17 protein-coding genes are annotated in these 18,061 nt (G+C 57.0%); all 17 read left to right on the top strand.

The features are described 5' to 3' along the window. The first annotated feature begins 27 nt into the window (after nucleotides 1–27). Nucleotides 28–1,017 carry a GHMP kinase gene (locus tag RDU76_11050; GenBank protein ID MDQ7799456.1) on the top strand — a complete coding sequence of 330 codons (990 nt, stop codon included), beginning with the start codon at nucleotides 28–30 and terminating at the stop codon, nucleotides 1,015–1,017. Between the two features lie 12 nt (nucleotides 1,018–1,029). After that, nucleotides 1,030–2,145 (top strand): SDR family NAD(P)-dependent oxidoreductase, encoded by a 1,116-nt coding sequence (locus tag RDU76_11045; GenBank protein ID MDQ7799455.1) that lies wholly within the window; start codon nucleotides 1,030–1,032, stop codon nucleotides 2,143–2,145. Beyond that, on the top strand, nucleotides 2,142–2,849 hold the full coding sequence (locus tag RDU76_11040; protein MDQ7799454.1) for a nucleotidyltransferase family protein: 708 nt from the start codon (nucleotides 2,142–2,144) through the stop codon (nucleotides 2,847–2,849). The genes RDU76_11045 and RDU76_11040 overlap by 4 nt, the downstream gene beginning before the upstream one ends. Further along, nucleotides 2,846–3,421, top strand: a complete 576-nt coding sequence (locus tag RDU76_11035; GenBank protein ID MDQ7799453.1) for an SIS domain-containing protein — start codon at nucleotides 2,846–2,848, stop codon at nucleotides 3,419–3,421. The genes RDU76_11040 and RDU76_11035 overlap by 4 nt, the downstream gene beginning before the upstream one ends. A 6-nt stretch (nucleotides 3,422–3,427) precedes the next feature. Continuing rightward, a complete protein-coding gene (locus RDU76_11030; GenBank protein MDQ7799452.1) occupies nucleotides 3,428–3,958 on the top strand; it encodes an HAD-IIIA family hydrolase in 531 nt (176 codons plus the stop codon). A gap of 24 nt (nucleotides 3,959–3,982) precedes the next feature. After that, nucleotides 3,983–5,479, top strand: coding sequence for a hypothetical protein (locus RDU76_11025; GenBank protein MDQ7799451.1), 1,497 nt, complete (start codon nucleotides 3,983–3,985; stop codon nucleotides 5,477–5,479). A gap of 7 nt (nucleotides 5,480–5,486) precedes the next feature. Further along, nucleotides 5,487–6,602 carry a glycosyltransferase gene (locus RDU76_11020; protein MDQ7799450.1) on the top strand — a complete coding sequence of 372 codons (1,116 nt, stop codon included), beginning with the start codon at nucleotides 5,487–5,489 and terminating at the stop codon, nucleotides 6,600–6,602. After that, a complete protein-coding gene (locus RDU76_11015; GenBank protein MDQ7799449.1) occupies nucleotides 6,599–8,014 on the top strand; it encodes a sugar transferase in 1,416 nt (471 codons plus the stop codon). Before RDU76_11020 ends, RDU76_11015 begins: the two co-directional genes overlap by 4 nt. A gap of 39 nt (nucleotides 8,015–8,053) precedes the next feature. Then, entirely contained in the window at nucleotides 8,054–9,241 is a 1,188-nt protein-coding gene (locus tag RDU76_11010) for an MFS transporter (GenBank protein MDQ7799448.1), read from the top strand. Nucleotides 9,242–9,255: 14 nt separating this feature from the next. Further along, nucleotides 9,256–9,813: a transposase gene (locus RDU76_11005; GenBank protein MDQ7799447.1), complete on the top strand. Its 558-nt coding sequence runs from the start codon at nucleotides 9,256–9,258 to the stop codon at nucleotides 9,811–9,813. Beyond that, nucleotides 9,801–10,478, top strand: coding sequence for an ABC transporter ATP-binding protein (locus RDU76_11000; protein ID MDQ7799446.1), 678 nt, complete (start codon nucleotides 9,801–9,803; stop codon nucleotides 10,476–10,478). Before RDU76_11005 ends, RDU76_11000 begins: the two co-directional genes overlap by 13 nt. Continuing rightward, nucleotides 10,466–11,203: an LPS export ABC transporter ATP-binding protein gene (gene lptB, locus RDU76_10995; GenBank protein ID MDQ7799445.1), complete on the top strand. Its 738-nt coding sequence runs from the start codon at nucleotides 10,466–10,468 to the stop codon at nucleotides 11,201–11,203. Before RDU76_11000 ends, lptB begins: the two co-directional genes overlap by 13 nt. Nucleotides 11,204–11,251: 48 nt before the next feature. After that, a complete protein-coding gene (locus RDU76_10990) occupies nucleotides 11,252–12,190 on the top strand; it encodes a GDP-L-fucose synthase (protein MDQ7799444.1) in 939 nt (312 codons plus the stop codon). 45 nt (nucleotides 12,191–12,235) lie between these two features. Beyond that, entirely contained in the window at nucleotides 12,236–13,441 is a 1,206-nt protein-coding gene (locus RDU76_10985; GenBank protein MDQ7799443.1) for a PLP-dependent aminotransferase family protein, read from the top strand. A 230-nt stretch (nucleotides 13,442–13,671) separates the two neighbouring features. After that, entirely contained in the window at nucleotides 13,672–14,430 is a 759-nt protein-coding gene (locus RDU76_10980; GenBank protein MDQ7799442.1) for a L,D-transpeptidase family protein, read from the top strand. Between the two features lie 76 nt (nucleotides 14,431–14,506). Continuing rightward, the gene (locus RDU76_10975) at nucleotides 14,507–16,054 is read left to right on the top strand and encodes a sodium-dependent transporter (protein MDQ7799441.1); all 1,548 of its coding nucleotides are present in this window, start codon (nucleotides 14,507–14,509) and stop codon (nucleotides 16,052–16,054) included. A 932-nt stretch (nucleotides 16,055–16,986) separates the two neighbouring features. Further along, a complete protein-coding gene (locus RDU76_10970; protein MDQ7799440.1) occupies nucleotides 16,987–17,772 on the top strand; it encodes a hypothetical protein in 786 nt (261 codons plus the stop codon). The last annotated feature ends 289 nt before the right edge of the window (nucleotides 17,773–18,061 follow it).

Here is an 18,061-nt window from a genome sequence, read left to right as displayed (position 1 = left end):
ACCCAGAAATATAAACGGATCAAGATTATGATAATATCACAAACACCTTTAAGGGTCAGCCTTTCCGGGGGCGGGACGGATTTTTATGACTATTATATACATCATGAGGGATTTGTGGTAAGCACCGCCATAGACAAATACGTGTTCGTGGTGGTTAAGGAGCGTTTTGACGATCTGATATATGTCTCCTACACCAAGAAGGAGATCGTGGAGAACATAAACGAAATTCAGCACGATCTGGTCCGGGAGGCGGCAAAAAGAACCGGCATGGACAAGGGTTTTGAGGTCTCCATGATGGCCGATATTCCGTCCGAGGGATCGGGACTGGGCTCTTCCAGCAGCCTGACCGTCGGGCTGCTTAACGGCTTCTACCAGTATAACGGGGTGCAGGTAACGGCCGAGGACCTGGCCCAGCAGGCCTATGAGATCGAGGTCGGCATCCTGAAGCGTCCCATCGGAAAACAGGATCAATATATCGCAGCCTATGGCGGGCTGTCCTCCTTCAAATTCAAGAAGGACGATACGGTTTTGGTGGAAAAACTCAAGGTGGGCAATGAGGTCAAAAGAAGATTGGGGGAAAACCTGCTGCTATTCTACACCAATATCAACCGCCAGTCTTCCACCATACTGACCGAACAGAAGGAAAACATCGGACACAAGCGGGAACATCTGGGAAAGATAAAGCATTTGGCCCACGAGGTTCACGACTGCATCCTGAAAGGGACCCTGGATTGCGTGGGTGAGACCCTGGACCGAAACTGGATATATAAAAAGCAGCTTTCCTCAAATATCTCTAACCCGGTTATCGAGGAAATGCATGAGACCGCCATGAAGAACGGCGCCATCGGAGCCAAGATCTCCGGAGCCGGGGGAGGAGGTTTCCTTCTGGTCTACTGCCCCCGGGAGAAACAGGACCGGCTGCACCGGGCGATGAGGAAATTCCGGGAGATGCCTTTTATGCTGGAACCCCAGGGTAGCCGGATAATTTTCAATTACCGGAGATATGACTGGAAATAGAATGGAGAACTTATGCCCCTGGTTTTAATAACCGGCGGGGCCGGTTTTATCGGCTCCCATACCGCGGACCGGCTGGTAAGCGAGGGCTATCGGGTCAGGATCCTGGATAATCTCCAGAAGCCGGTGCATCTCAAGGGCAAGCCGGATTACCTGAATCCGAAGGCGGAATTCATGCTGGGCGATGTGCGGGATAAGGAAACCATGATCCGGGCGCTTGATGGAGTCGAATATGTGTTCCATTTTGCCGCCTATCAGGATTATCTTCCCGATTTTTCAACTTTCTTTCAGGTGAATTCGGTCAGCACCGCACTGATCTACGAAATTGCCGTGGAGAAAAGCCTGCCCCTGAAGAAAGTGGTGGTGGCCTCTTCCCAATTTGTCCAAGGCGAGGGATTGTATAAAAAAAATGACGGCTCTCTGGTTGCGCCCTACCAAAGACCGCTGGCCCAGTTGGAGGTTGGGGATTGGGAATGGAGGGACCAGGACGGCCGGCCCATGGAGTGGCAATGGACCCCGGAGACCCATGCCAGTCCACCCAATGCCTATGCCATCTCCAAATACTCCCAGGAGCTGATGACCCTGGCCTTTGGGCGCAGATACCAGATACCATCGGTAGCTTTGCGCTATTCGATCGTCCAGGGCTCTCGCCAGTCTTTTTATAATGCCTACAGCGGGGCCTGCCGGATATTCAACCTGCATTACTTTTTCAACAAAGCTCCCACCATCTACGAGGATGGCCTTCAGCGGAGGGATTTTGTCAATATCCATGATGTGGTGGATGCCAATCTGCTGGTCATGCAGGATCCCCGGGCGGATTATAACGCCTATTGCATAGGCGGCGGCCATCCCTACACCATCAGGGAATTTGCCGATATCGTGGCCAAGGTTCACGGAAAGGAACATTTAAAACCCAACATACCCGGCGAATTCAGGCTGGGCGACACCAGGCACACCTGTTCCGATATAGCTAAAATAAAAAAGCTGGGTTGGTCTCCCCGTAGAACGGCGGAGGATTCGGTAAAGGATTATCTGGAATATCTCAAGGCCCAGACCGATATAGAGGATATTCTGGAATATGCCGAAAAGACCATGAAGCAGTTGAACGTGGTCAGAACGGCCAGAAAATGAAGGCCTTCTTGCTGGCGGCCGGCCTTGGCACCCGGCTTCGCCCCCTGACCAACGATCTCCCCAAATGCCTGGTGCCGGTTGCCGGAAAGCCTTTGCTGAGCTGGTGGATAGAACTTTTGGAGGAAAACGGCGTAGACGAGGTGCTGATCAACCTGCATCACCTGCCGGAGAAGGTGGAAGATTTTTTAAAAAAGCAGGACACAAAGATCCGGTTCCGGATATTCTGCGAAGAAAGACTGCTGGGCAGCGCCGGAACCCTTAGGGCCAACCGGGAGTTTGTCTGCCGGGAAAAAGAATTTTACATCCTGTATGCCGATAACCTGACAAATTATAACCTTACTGAATTTTTGGCCTTCCACCGGAGGCAAAAAAGCCTCTTCAGCATGGCCCTGTTTCATTCCGAAAATCCGCAGGCCTGCGGCATCGCCCAGATAGACCAGCATAACACCATAACCAGCTTTGAAGAGAAACCGAAAAAACCTAAATCCAGTCTGGCCAATGCCGGACTTTATATCTCCGGCCCAGCTATTTTGGATATGATCCCGGACCGGGAAACGGCCGATATCGGTTTTGACCTGCTTCCGTTGCTGTCCGGAAAGATGAAAGGCTGGATAACCGACGATTATTTGATAGACATCGGGACCTTGGAGAATCTGCGAAAGGCCGGTGAAGAATGGCCAAAAATAATAGGAGCGAGAGCATGAACTTCGAAAGTTATATCCGGGAACTTAATGAAATACTCTCCAAGATCGACCGGGGGCAGTTGGACGGGCTTATCGACCTTTTGCTGAAAGCCCATCGTCAGGAAAGGACCATCTTTGTTATAGGCAACGGGGGGTCGGCGGCCAATGCCTCGCATTTTGCCCAGGACCTGGCCAAGGGATGCCGGGGGGCATTGGACAGTGAAAAGCGCTTTAAGGCCATCAGCCTGACGGACAATGTCCCGTTCATTACCGCCCTGGCCAATGACGACGGCTATCAATATGTATTTGAACAGCAGCTGAGAACCTTTGCCAAAGACGGGGATGTTCTGGTGGCCATCAGCGGCTCCGGCAACAGCCCGAATGTGTTGACGGCGGTGGACTGGGCCAACCACAGCGGTTTGACGACGGTCGGGGTCACCGGTTTTGATGGCGGAAAATTGAAAGCCTTGGCCGGACACCAGCTTCATGTTCCCCTGAACGACATGTGCACCGCCGAAAGCGTACACTCAATTTTATTTCATTATGTAGTACTGGAGCTGCAGAAGATGCTTGACCTGAGCTGCCGGGGATAGGTTCCGATGCCCGGCAAAATAAAAAACATATTTTTGGACCGCGATGGGACCATCAATGAGATCATCTTCCGGGACTCCAAGGCCACCTCGCCCCGGTCGGTGGAGGAATTCCGGCTGCGGGACGATTTTATAAGATTTCACGAAAGGGCGGCATCCCTGGGCAAGGATCTTTTCATAATCTCAAATCAGCCCGAGATTCCCCGGGGATTGATCGATCGGGGATTTCTGGAGCAGGTCGATCTGATGATAAGGGCGGCCTGCAGGATAAAGGATGCTTCCTACTGCCTGCATGACGACGGAGATGGATGCGACTGCCGCAAGCCCGAACCCGGCATGATCAACCGGATGATCGAAAAACACGCCCTGCTGAAAGATGAAACCATCATGATCGGGGACACCTGGAAGGATGTGGCTGCCGGCAAAGCCGCCGGAGTAAAAACCGTCATGTTGCGGAGGGATTATAACCGTCAGGCCAACTGCCAGCCGGATCACCAGGTTGACCAGCTGATGGATCTATGGGCAACCGGCATCTTCTAATCTTTTAAGAACGCTGTTGATAATATGAGAACGATCAGAATAATAATAGGCCTTATTTGTGCCGCGTTCCTGTTGGTGTCGAACCGGGCCCGGGCCTTCGATTACTCGGTGCCCGATCATTGGGGATACCGTCAACTGCTGGAGGAGCTGGAGATCAGGGGCCGGGCACCGCTGTTGAAGGGATACGGGCCATACAGCTATCAGGAGATAGCGGCGCTGATAGACAATCTGCCGAAGGAGGAATGGCGCTTAAATCACTCCGCAGCGTTGAACGCCTTCAATCCGGGACACGATGCCCTTCTTTTCATCAATCCCCGGGCCGCCGGCAATCTGGGAAGCGATACGCTGGACGGCCGGCTATACAACAGGACCTTCGGCGGGATAAATATCGGGCAGGGGCATTGGTCAATGGCCGGTGCCTACTATATGCTGGCCGGTGAACAGCCCGCCGCCGGCTATTACAAAAAATTATGGAGGGGATTTTCCGGCGGGTCCGATCAGATGTATCTCAGGTACTCCTCATCCCGGGGGTACTTTCAGATAGGCAAGGATCATCTTTCCCTGGGGTCCGGACTGGTATTGTCCGGCCATCAGGCCTTTGAAAAAGGGCAGGCGGAATACCGCCTCAATAAGCACCTCAAAATATTCTTCTTCACCGGACAGTTGGACAAGATGGCGGATTCCCCGGCCGTCTATAACCGATACCTGGCCGGACACCGGGCCGAACTGACCTTCGGAAGGGTACAACTGGGATTCAACGAATTTGCCATATACGGCGGAGAGGGCCGGAACATCGAACCATATTACCTCCTGCCGTTTTACATATTTCAGGCCGAACAGCTGAACAAGTTGTATGTCGACGACAATGTGATATGGGATATGGACATCAAGGCGGTGCTGCCGCCCTTCAGGTTCCGGGCCGAGCTGATGGTGGATGATTTTCAGATCGACAGCGAATCTCCCACCGACAACGAGCCGACCCAGGCCGGGTTCCTGGCCCAGGCCGATTGGGCCGTCCTGGATCGTCCTTTCTTTGCCACGGCTTCGATCAAATACCAGATGGTCACCGACTGGACCTTCAATCAGCCGAATATCTGGAATCGGTTCCTGTTCGAGGGACAGCCGCTGGGGGGTGAATATGGGAACGACTATGACCGCCTGTCCCTGGGGGCCAGCCTGGTGACCGGAAGGGACCGGGGCTCTTTGGAAATATACCACCGGAGGAAGGGGCAGGGAAGCATAGATCAGCCCTGGAACGAGCCCTGGGTCAACGACACCACCTGGCAGGGGAGATTCCCCACCGGAACCGTGGAGAGGGCAATGGGGGCCATATTTGCAATGTCCCATTACCTGGGCCATTGGGACCCGCTGGCTATCGGGGGAGACTACTATCTGGTGGCCGAAACCGGGTGGGAGAGAACCGAGAACCTGCACCATTCAGCCGGCGCCACCGGGACCAGCTGGCAGATCAGGCTTGGCCTGGAGGCAAGCTTCTGGTCCGATGTATTCAGGATAGATTGAACGAACGATGGGGCATAATCCAAGGGTCGCCATAGTCCACGATTATCTGAACCAGTACGGCGGGGCGGAGAGGGTCCTGGAACTTTTGCACCAGATCTACCCTGTGGCGCCGGTCTATACCATAGTGCATGATCCTTCGAAGGTGCCGGCGGCCTACCGCGGATGGGAGATCAGGAGCTCTTTTATAAACCGCCTGCCCGGGGTCAGGGATCATTATGAAAAATATTTCTTCCTGTATCCCCGGGCGGTGGAAAGTTTCGATCTAAGCCGGTTCGACCTGGTGATATCCAGCTCCAGCGCCTGGGCCAAGGGGGCGGTGACCAGCAAGGATGCCTTTCATGTCTGCTACCTGTACAGCGCCATGCGGTTCGTCTGGGACTGGAGGGAGAATGTGCTGCGGGAGCATGGCCCGCTGATCCGGCCAGTGTTGAACCGTATTTTGGAAGCGGTAAAAAAATGGGATATCAGGACCGCCCGTAACCCCGACCTGATAATAGTGGATTCCCAGGAGGTCCAGGGCCGGGTCAAGAGATATTACGGACGGGAAACCCTGGTGCTCAATCCGGCGGTGGACACGGAATATTTCAGGCCCGGCGGAAACGGGCCGGGGGACTATTACCTGGTGGTGGCCCGCCTGAAGCCTTACAAGCGGGTGGATATAGCGGTGGAGGCCTTCAATAAAACCGGCCGCCAGCTGATAATAGCCGGCGATGGGCCGGAGTATAAAGCTTTGCTAAAGGCCGCCAATGACAACATAACCTTCGCCGGCAAGGTCAGCGATTCGCTACTGCTGGAACTGTATCAAAATTGCCGGGCGCTTGTCTTTACCCCGTTGGAGGACTTCGGCATTGTCCCCCTGGAGGCCCAGGCCTGCGGCCGGCCGGTGATCGCCTTCGGCAAAGGCGGAGCCCGGGAGACGGTGATCGACCGGCGGACCGGGCTGTTTTTCCACCGCCAGGATCCGGAATCACTGTTGGAGGCGGTGGAGGAATTTGAGGGATCGGAGTTTTCCAGCGCGGCTATCAGGGAACACGCCGTCCGGTTCGATAAAAAAATATTCATTGAAAAATTCCGGGCCATCGTGGAGCAGGGGTACCAAAAACACAGGGGCGGGCAGCGATGACGATCAAAAAAAACTGGAAGTTCCTCTACTCCGGGATGACGGTGCTGGCCGACCTGCTGTGCGCCTGGTCTGCGGTTCACCTCAGCTGGTGGCTATGGTTCGACCTGATATCGTTTTCGCCGGTCCATCGGCCCAGCGAGCATCCGCTGAAGATGATGGTGGTGGTGGTATTTGGGACGGCCCTGATCTTGGGCGGCGGCTATCGCCGCATATTCAAGAAGGGCATTGACGATCAATGGGTGGAGATATATAAAACAGCCCTGTACAGCCTTTTGATAACCGCTGCCTGGGTGTTCGCCACCAAGGGTTACAATTATTCCCGGGGTTTCATAATCGCCTATTTTTTCATCGTCCCGGCGGTCCTGTCCCTGGTCCGCCTGGCCTTATACCGGATAAGAATTCATCTGATGAAATCCGGCTGGGGGGTCAAGAACGCCCTGATAATAGGGAACAGCCAGACCGCCCGCGATATCATCGACCAGCTGGCCATCCACCACGCCTTTGGCTACAAAATAGTCGGGATACTGACCGAGAACAGCCAAGACCTGAATTTTGCATATCGGGGGATCAAGGCCATAGGGCTATCCCAGGAATGCGACAGGGTGGCCAGGCAATATGACGTCAGCCAGGTGTTCATTCCGGACCTTTCCGGGGAATTGACGGATTATAATTTTCTGATAGCTTCCTGCCGCAGGCTCGATGTCGAAGTTCGGGTGGTATCCCACCAGGCCGATCTTTTGGCCCGGGTGGCCGGGATCTACGACATGGCGGGGATCTCGCTGCTGGAAAGGCGCAGCCGGCCGCTGGCAACCCTGTATGCCGTCCTCAAGAGGGCCAGCGACATCCTGGTCTCCGGGGTAGGCCTGGTGGCATGTTCGCCCCTTTTTGCCGTGATTGCAGCGGTGATCAGGCTGGATTCTCCGGGGCCGGTGTTCTTCAAACAGGAGCGGGTGAAAAAAGGAGGGAAGCCTTTTCAGCTCTACAAGTTCCGCACCATGTTTCAGGGATCCGACGGCATCAAGGATCAAATGTCCGGACAGAATGAGCTGGAAGGACCCATCTTCAAGACCCGCCAGGATCCCCGGATCACCCGGACCGGGCGGTGGCTGAGACGCCTGAGCCTGGACGAGCTTCCCCAGCTGATCAACGTCTTCAAGGGGGAGATGAGCCTGGTGGGCCCGCGCCCCCCGCTGCCTTCGGAGGTGGAGCATTACCAGGAGTGGCACAAATACCGGCTTAACGGCCCCCAGGGCATGACCGGGCTTTGGCAGGTCTCCGGGCGGAGCGAGCTTTCCTTCGAGGAGATGGTTCTGCTGGACATCTATTATCTTGAGTATAGTTCGCCGCTGATGGACCTGGAGATACTGATCAAAACCATCCCGGCGGTGATCAGCGCCAGGGGGGCCTACTGATCGATGACGCTTTACCGATAACATATTACGGATCGATAAATGGAAAGCACCGGGAATAAAAAGATATCGCCCAGCGTGGTCCGGCTGGGGTGGGTCAGCCTGCTGACCGACACCTCCTCGGAGATGCTGTACCCCCTGATCCCCCTCTTTCTGACCACGGTGCTGGGCGCCCCGATGGCGGCCCTGGGCCTGATCGAGGGAATGGCCGAGAGCGCCGCCAGCATCCTGAAGATATTCTCGGGCTGGTGGTCGGACCGGACCGGAAAACGCCGGCCCTTCGTGATCGGCGGCTATTCGCTGTCGGCCCTGTCCAAGCCGCTGATGATCTTCGCCCTGGCGGCCGGCTGGCCGCTGGTCCTGCTGCTGCGGGTGATGGACCGCACCGGCAAGGGCTTGAGGTCATCGGCCCGGGACGCCCTGATCGCCGACCACACCCCGGAATGTTTGCGGGGGCGGGCCTTCGGACTGCACCGGGCCATGGATTCCCTGGGCGCGGTGCTGGGCCCGCTGGCGGCCCTGTTCTTCATCAGCCGGCTGGGGGAGGACGCCGCGGCCTACCGGACGGTCTTTTTATGGGCCTTCGTCCCGGCCATCCTGGGGGTGTTCCTGCTGCTTTCCGTCAGGGACAAACCATTTGTCAGCCGATATGTAAAACCCCAGTTCCGGTGGAGGGCCTTCAACAAGGATTTCAAGATATTCATTTTCATCAACCTGATCTTCGCCATCGGCAATTCCTCGGATGTCTTCCTGATCGTCCGGGCCAAGGAGCTGTTTGCCGTCAATCCGGTGGTGATGTCGCTGCTGGCCTACATGCTGTACAACCTGACCTATTCCCTGGGCTCCTACCCGGCCGGGATGCTGGCCGACCGGATAGGCTCGCGCAGGGTCTTCACCCTGGGGCTGCTGGTCTTCGGGCTGGTCTATCTGGGCTTCGCCTTCAATAACAGCCCGCATATGCTGTGGGCGCTGTTCGCGGTCTACGGGTTCTACACCGCCCTCACCGACGGGGTGGGCAAGGCCTATGCCTCCAAGCTGGTGCAGCAGGAGCTGCGGGCCACCGGGCTGGGGGTGTACCACATGTCCACCGGACTGGCCAGTTTTGCGGCCAGCACCATCGCCGGGCTGTTGTGGCAGACCCTGGGATTCAGGTCCACCTTCATCTTCGGAGCGGCCGCCGCCCTGCTGGCGGTGATCATGTTCGTATTTTTAGTCAAAGGAAAGAAATAAAAAAAGTTCATAGCGTGCCAGAAAACGAACCAAAATATAAAAGAAGATCAATTCGTTTGCCAGAGCATGATTATTCAAAACCAGGTTTATATTTTCTGACAATTTGTGTTAAGGATCATCGGTGTCTGCTGGGAAAGATCGAAAATGGAGATTGCGTTCTATCCCAGGTTGGCCGGATCGTTAAAAAGAACTGGATGGATATCCCAAATGCGTTTTCCGGTGTTATTTTGGACGATTATGTGATAATGCCAAATCATATCCACGGCATAATCATATTGGCCGGGCATGGTAGGGGTTTGATTAATCAAACCCCTACAGGTAACGATGATAAATGGATATTGATGAAAAATCCGAAACAAACCTTGGGGAAAATAGTCCGGCATTTCAAGGCTAAATCGGCAAAGCAGGTCCATGATGCTGGAGGAGCCATATTTAAATGGCAAAGGAATTATTGGGAGCACATAATTCGCAACGAAAAATCATATTATAAAATAAAAGAATACATGTACCAGAATCCTTTATACTGGTCGCAGGACGAAGAAAATCCGGGAAGAGATAGATGCACCCAGTAATTGATGCCATAGGCGTGAACCGGACATTCCCGGCTCCCAAAGGCGACCTCAAGGTCCTGGCCGAGCTGTCCTTCTCCATCGAAAAAGGCGGAACCGCCTCCATCGTGGGGGCCTCGGGCTCGGGCAAATCAACCCTGCTGCACATCCTGGGATGCCTGGACCGGCCCACCGCGGGAAAGATCCTGCTGGGCGGGCAGGACACCTCGCTGCTGTCCGACCACGACCTGGCCGGGGCCAGGAACAAACGCATCGGCTTCGTCTTCCAGTTCCACCATCTGCTGCCGGAGTTCAGCGCGGTCGAGAACGTGGCCCTGCCCCTGCTGGTCGGCGGAATGGGAAGACCTGAGGCCCTGTCCCGGGCCCAGGAGCTGATGGACCAGGTGGGCCTCAAAGAGAGGTGCCTGCACCGGCCCTCGGAGCTTTCGGGCGGGGAACAGCAGAGGGTGGCGGTGGCCCGGGCCCTGGCCAATTCGCCGGAGGTCATCTTGGCCGATGAGCCCACCGGCAACCTGGACAGCCGGTCCGGCGGGGCGGTGGCCGACCTGCTGTGGCGGATGAACCGGGAGAGGAATATCGCCCTGGTGCTGGTGACCCACAATAACGAACTGGCCGGGCGGGCCGACAGGATAATGGAACTGAAGGATGGAAGATTATGGCCCAAGTGAACAACCGCTCCCTCCAGGTCAAGGAGATCTACAAAAGCTACCGCAAGCACCGGGCGGTGAACGGCATCTCCATCGAGATCAACCAGGGGGAGATCGTGGGGCTGCTGGGGCCCAACGGGGCCGGCAAGACCACCACCTTCAACATCATCACCGGGCTGATCAAGCCCGACGAGGGCACGGTCTTTTTGGACGACACCGATATCACCGAGATGCCGATGTACCAGCGGGCCCGGCACGGCCTGGGCTACCTGACCCAGGAGTCCTCGGTGTTCCGCAAGCTGACGGTGGCCCAGAACATCATGGCCATCCTGGAGATGATGCCGCTGAGCCGGCAGCAGCGGCAGGATCGTCTGGAAGATCTGCTGCAGGAGCTGAGCATCACCCATCTGGCCGACAAGAAAGCCCATTCCATCTCCGGCGGGGAGCGGCGCCGGGTGGAGGTGACCCGGGCCCTGGTCACCAATCCGGCCTTTCTGCTGCTGGACGAGCCGTTCACCGGGATCGACCCCATTGCCCGGGCCGACATCCAGCAGGTGGTGGTCAAGCTCAAGGAGCGCGGCATCGGGGTGCTGCTGACCGACCACAACGTCCGGGAGACCCTGGAGATCACCGACCGGGCCTATGTGGTCTACGAGGGCCGGGTGTTCGCCTCGGGCACGCCCCAGGAGATCGTGGACCACGCCGGGGCCCGGGAGAAGTTTCTGGGGGACAAATTCACCCTGTGAGGCCGGATCAAAATCCAATAAGCCAGACAATCATATAAGGAAAATCCCATGGATAAAAATGCCAAGATCTATGTGGCCGGACATGCCGGGCTGGTGGGATCGGCCATGCTGAAACAGCTGAAAGAAAAGGGCTACCATAACATCATTCTGCGGGAGATGGCCGAATTGAACCTGCGGGACCAGCCGGCGGTGGGTGAATTCTTCCAAGCCGAAAAACCGGAGTATGTGTTTCTGGCGGCGGCCATGGTGGGCGGCATCCACGCCAACAACACCTATCCGGCCGATTTCATCTACGACAACCTGCTGATAGAGTGCAATGTCATCCATGCCTCCTACCTCAACCGGGTCAAAAAGCTGCTGTTCCTGGGCTCATCCTGCATCTACCCCCGGGATTGCCCCCAGCCCATGAAGGAGGAATACCTGTTGACCGGCCCGCTGGAGCCCACCAACGAGCCCTACGCGGTGGCCAAGATCGCCGGGATCAAGATGTGCCAGGCCTACAACAAGCAGTACGGCACCAAATTCATCTCGGTGATGCCCACCAATCTGTACGGACCCAACGACAATTACCATCCCCTCAATTCGCATGTCCTGCCGGCCCTGATCCGCCGCTTCCATGAGGCCAAGGAGGCCGGCCAGCCTTGCGTGGAGGCCTGGGGCACCGGCTCGCCCCGCCGGGAGTTCTACTATTCCGAGGATATGGCGGCGGCCTGCATCTTTCTGATGGAAACCTACGACGGCGGGGAAATCGTCAACATCGGCTGCGGGCAGGACCTGACCATCCGGGAGCTGACCGCCCTGGTGGCCCAAACCGTCGGTTATCAGGGCCAGATCCGGTGGGATGGATCCAAGCCCGACGGCACCCCCCGGAAGCTGCTGGACGTCAGCCGGCTGCACGCCCTGGGCTGGACCAGGCACACCCCGCTGGAGGAGGGCCTCAAGCTGGCCTACCGGGATTTTCTGGAGAATCCCAGGATCAGAAAATAATGACAATGCATTCAAATAAATAAACACAAAGACGGAGGAACCGGGATGATCAAAGACCTTTCTGCTTTCTATTCCAAGAATGCCCTGAACATGAAGCGCTCCGAGATCCGGGAGCTTCTCAAATACACCCGCAAGCCGGAGATCATCTCCTTCGCCGGCGGGCTGCCCGCCCCCCAGACCTTTCCCCTGAAGGACATCGAGGATATCTCCTGCCAGGTGCTGAGGGAGAAGGGGAATGTGGCCCTGCAGTACGGCACCACCGAGGGCGAACTGCCGCTGCGCCAGGAGATAGCCAAGTGGATGGCGGCGCACAAGGCGGGCATCAATCCCGATAACATCATGATCACCTCCGGCTCCCAGCAGGGGCTGGACATCATCGCCAAGGTATTCATCGATCCGGGCGATCCCATCATCGTGGAGCTGCCCAGCTATATCGGCGGATTGCAGGCCTTCCAGGCCTACCGGGCCAAGATGATCGGCATCCCCCAGGACAACGACGGGATGAAGGTGGACAAGCTGGAGAAGGTCCTGGCCAAGATGGCCCGGAAGAACAAGAAGCCCAAGTTCATCTACGTGGTGCCCGATTTTCAGAACCCCTCGGGGGTGACCATGCCGCTGGAACGCCGCAAAAAACTGCTGGAGCTGGCCTACCAGTACCAGGTGCCGATCATCGAGGACAGCCCCTACCGCGACCTGCGCTTCACCGGGGACGACGTGCCGCCCATCTACAGCCTGGACACCCAGGACCAGGTGATAGTGCTGGGCACCTTCTCCAAGATACTATGCCCCGGCCTGAGGCTGGCCTGGATGATGGCCCCGGCCGCCTGGACCGACCGGATGATAGTATCCAAGCAGAGCATGGACCTGGCCAGCCCCACCTTCACCCAGCTGATCGTGGCCGAGTACATGAAGCGCGGCCTGCTGCAGCCGCAGATCGAGAGCATCAAAAAACTGTACGGCAAAAAGCGGGAGCTGATGCTGAAGGCCCTCAAGAAGAACATGCCCAAGGGGGTCAAGTGGACCAAGCCGGAGGGCGGGCTGTTCCTGTGGGTCAAACTGCCCAAGAACCTGAGCGCCACCGAGCTGTTCATGAAGGCCATCGAGGAGAACGTGGCCTATGTGATAGGCTCGGCCTTCCACTGCGACGGCAAGGGCCACAACACCATGCGGCTGAACTTCTCCTACGCCTCGGAGGAGCAGATCGAGGAGGGCGTGAAAAGGCTGGCCAATATGATCAGAAAGAATATGTGATCCCGGGATATAAGTAAAAAGGGTATTCAGTATACGGTAGACAGTTAGTAGTTTAAAGGCCGAATCTGTCACCCTGAAAAGGCATCGTTGCCCGGCAGTTTGAATGAGCGAATGCCGTCACCCGTTCAGCCTGGCCTGCGGGAAGAGACCTCAGAGCCTGCACTGAGTTTGGCAAAATATCAAACTTTCGAAGTGGTGACAACCCCAGGGAGCATTGCGGAGAGGTAAGCATGACTAGGCGGGCAAGAATGGTTCTGGCCATCAGCCTGTGGCTATGGCTGTGCGGAGAGGCTGAGGCCCAGCCGGCCTTCAAGCAGCGCCAGCTGGAGCATTCCCGGGTCCGGGCGGCCTTCATCGAAAAGGAGCCGCGGCTCAAAACAAGCTATTCGGAGCAGGGGCTGGCCTATCCGCCGGGCAATATCTTCATCCGGATTTTCAAAAGGGAGAAGCAGCTGGAGGTCTGGGCCGGTTCGGGGCCCGGCGGGTACCGGCTGGCCGGAACCTATGCCATCTGCTCCTCCTCCGGGGAATTGGGGCCCAAGCGGGCCCGGGGCGACCGGCAGGTGCCGGAGGGCTTTTACCACATCAGCCATTTCAATCCGGCCAGCAGTTTCCACCTGTCGCTGGGTCTCAGCTATCCCAACCGCTCCGACCGGATCCTCAAAAGGGGGCGGGATCCCGGGGGATCCATCTACATCCACGGCGACTGCGTGACCATCGGCTGCGTCCCCATCACCGACGACGGGATCAAGGAGCTGTACCTCCTGGCGGTGGAGGCCCGGGCCGCCGGGCAGGCCAGGATCCCGGTGCATGTCTTTCCGGCCAGGCTGGACAGCCTGAACTTCGCGGCCCTCCAAAGGGAATATGCCGGGGATGGGGCGCTGCTAGGATTCTGGGAGAACCTCAAGACCGGCTATGACCGGTTCCAGTCATCGGGCCGGGTCCCCAAGGTCACCATCGACAATAACGGAAAATATCTGTTTGAATAAATACGCCATCTGAGAGGTGGTCAGTTACTCTTTTTGAACGTTTTCAACCTTTTTAACTTTTTAAGAAGGGTGCATTATGCCTGATAAAAGAGAACACTGGGGTTCCAAGCTGGGGGTGATACTGGCGGTGGCCGGCAGCGCGGTGGGGCTGGGAAATTTTTTGAGGTTCCCGGCCAAGGCGGTGCTCAACGGCGGCGGCGCCTTTATGATCCCCTATTTTGTGGCCTTTCTGCTGCTGGGCATCCCCCTGATGTGGGTGGAGTGGACCCTGGGCCGGATGGGCGGACAGCGGGGCCACGGCACCGCGCCGGGCATCTTCGACTCCCTGGACGGGGCCGGCCGGTGGGCCAAATATCTGGGCATCATCGGCATCCTGGGGCCGTTCGTGATCCTGATCTATTACCTGTACATCGAGTCCTGGACCCTGGCCTACGCCTGGTACTCCTTCAGCGGGCACCTGTCCCGGGCGGCCGACCAGGCCTCCATGAAGGCCTTCCTCTCCGGCTACCAGGGGCTGGCCCGCAACCAGTTCTTCTCCGGGCTGGGCCCGGCCTACACCTTCTTCATCATCACCTTCCTGCTGAACTTCTTCTTCATCTACCGGGGCCTGCAGGGGGGGATCGAAAAGCTCTCCAAATACGGCATGCCGGTGCTGGTGGGCATCGGGGTCCTGCTGACGGTCCGGGTGCTGACCCTGGGCACGCCGGACCCGGCCCTGCCGGAGCTGTCGGTGAGGAACGCCCTGGGCTTCGTCTGGAACCCGGACTTCTCCCAGCTGGCCAACGCCCGGGTGTGGCTGGAGGCGGCCGGGCAGATATTCTTCACCCTGTCGGTGGGCATCGGGGTGATCCTGACCTACGCCAGCTACCTGCGGAAGAACGACGACGTGGCCCTGTCCGGCCTGTCGGCCGCGGCCACCAACGAGTTCTGCGAGGTGATCCTGGGGGCCTCCATCATCATCCCGGCGGCCTTCATCTTCTTCGGCGGGAGCGGGGCGCTGGAGGTGGCCCAGAGCGGGACCTTCAACCTGGGCTTCGTCACCATGCCCCTGATCTTCGAAAAACTGCCGCTGGGCGCGGTCTTCTCCGGGCTGTGGTTCCTGCTGCTGCTGATCGCCGGCATCACCTCCTCGGTGTCTTTGATCCAGCCGGCGGTGTCCTTTCTGGAGGACGAGTTCGGTTTCTCCCGCCGCAAGGCCACCCTGACCCTGGGGGCGGCGGCCTTTCTGGCCTGCCAGCCGGCCATCTTCTTTCTGGGCCACGGCTTTGTGGACGAGCTGGACTTCTGGGGCGGCACCTTCTTCCTGGTGGTGTTCGCCACCATCGAGATCATCCTGTTCGCCTGGGTGTTCGGCATCAAGAAGGGCTGGGAGGAGATGCACCAGGGGGCCCGGATGAAGATCCCGGCGATCTACCAGCCCGTCATCAAGTACGTCACCCCGGCCTATCTGCTGATCCTGCTGGGGGTGTGGTCCTACCAGCAGTTCTGGCCGTTCATGGTGATGAAGGGCATAGCCCCGGCCGACCGGCCCTACATGTGGGGGGCCCGGGGGCTGATCCTCCTGCTGGGGGCGGCCCTGGCGGCCATGGTGGCCAAGGCCTGGGGGAAGAGAAAGAAGGCCTGATAAGTTCAAGGTTGAAAAAGTTGAAAATGTTCGAAAGGTTTCATATATAAAAGGGAGATATATCATGAACCTGTGGGGCGCGATATTCATGGCCCTGTCCTGGGGCACCATCCTTTTCCTGGTGATCTTCTCCTTCGGGAGGATATTCACCGAGAAGCCGGAGGACAACAAGGGCGGGCAATAGGGGTTTTCACCGCAGAGAGGCACAGAGGCAATTTAGTTGATAGTTATTGGTGGTTGGCCAATCAAATATAATGGCCCAATATTGCATGTAGGGGAGGGTTTTTGTCATTACCTCCTGATCGGGTAACCAGAAGAACCTTCCTTTACTTTCTCTTGTAACACCTCTCCCTTGCCTGCCTGGCAGAACCTTGCCTTACTTTCTCTTGTAACCAAGAGAAAGTAACAAAGAGAAGTTTTAGGGGACGGCAAACTAACGCAATGCAGCAAAAATCAATTTTCAACCCGCAGAGATATTCTGTTTAAAATGATATGCACCAGCAACGCTGACCGTGGCCGATCCCCTAACACCCTCCTTGACCGGTTCATGCTTCACCGGCCAAGCTAGGTTGGTTGGCTAACGTACCCCCGGTCGCATCAGCTCTGCTGCTGAACTAAGAAGGCCGTTAAGAATTTGGCAGTGTCTGAAGCGCAGCGAGTTTGTCAAATTTAGGCCTTTGGTTTAGGGCCACCGGGCAGAGGTGCAGCGACAGTTCTCTTTGCAACTTTCTCTTCAAAGAGAAAGTGGGGAAAGGGTGGTTTTGGTACTGCAAAATTACCACAGGCGGGGAACGGCCCTTGACAGTTCTTCCGCCACCGCAGGTAAATCCATATAGGCGGACAGGCCCGTCCCGGGTACATATCCACACCCGCCGCAAGCGCGGGATCATATAAAAACAAAAACCATTCAAACCTCAACCCAAGAGGCGCAAATGAAACAAACCTTCACCCCCCGCACCATCATCTTTCTCCTGCTGGCCATCTCCGCTTTCACCCTAACCGCCCATTCCCAATCCCTTCCCGCCGTCAAATACCTGTACTATTATCCCACAGGAGGAATAACCAATAACATCAACCTCAACGACAGCACCAGCGCCAGCATCATAGACCGCTACAATGACTACAACTACCAGACCAGCATCATCAATTCCTTCAAGGACCTGGCGGACCACTATTGCGACCGGATCCGTTTCGAGCTCCAGCTGGGCCCCGGCCTGCTGCACCGGTTCCAGGCCAACGACCCCTACCGTGACTCGGCCTACCTGTTCCTGTCGTTCAAGGTAAATCTGATGAACCCCAAACTGCCCCAGCCCCAATATGTGATCAACAAGTCCCACGCCCTTAAGAACTACCTGGCCGGCCGCCAGTACGTCTACCGCGACGATATGCTTAAGAGGGCGCAGGAGATAGAGGATGCCGTCAACGAGTACCAGAGCCATTTCTGGTGGAAACGGATCTCGCTGGGCATCAGCATTCCGGTCTATGCCAACCACCCGGGCGGGTACGGGGACCTTGAGTGGTACAGCGATCGGGTATCACTGTTCGCCGGGTACGACATCGGCGATATCGGCACATTCCAACTGGGCGTTTCCACCGATCGGTCGGTCTACACCTCCTTGTCGGCAGACGTGTCCACGCCGCTGTACCTGCTGTCGGAGCGGGCCATTTCCACCCTGACCAGGATGCTGGGGGTCAGCCGGGCGGGGTCGCCTTACTGAGGGCTTGTGCAACCCCGCCATTCCTACCCCAACCCCCTCCAGGTACTACCCTTCGATCAGGACCGTTTCACCACAGAAACGCGGAGGGGTTTTCACCACAAAGACACACAAAGACCACAAAGAGACAAAAGGCTTCGTTGGGTCTGAAGAGATAATCTTTGTGAGCTTGGTGTTCTTGGTGTTAAAAATCAAACGTGTCTTTCCCGGCCTGATCGGTATTCGTCGTGTTATTTTGTGTGTTTCCCGCCATTATCAAGTTAGCATCTATAGCCCGCCACCGCAGGGGAGT

The sequence above is a fragment of the Candidatus Edwardsbacteria bacterium genome, assembly GCA_031082425.1.
Taxonomy (GTDB): domain Bacteria; phylum Edwardsbacteria; class AC1; order AC1; family EtOH8; genus UBA2226.
The sequence above is the reverse complement of the archived record's forward strand: the minus strand, read 5'-3'. Positions and strand labels throughout refer to the sequence as shown.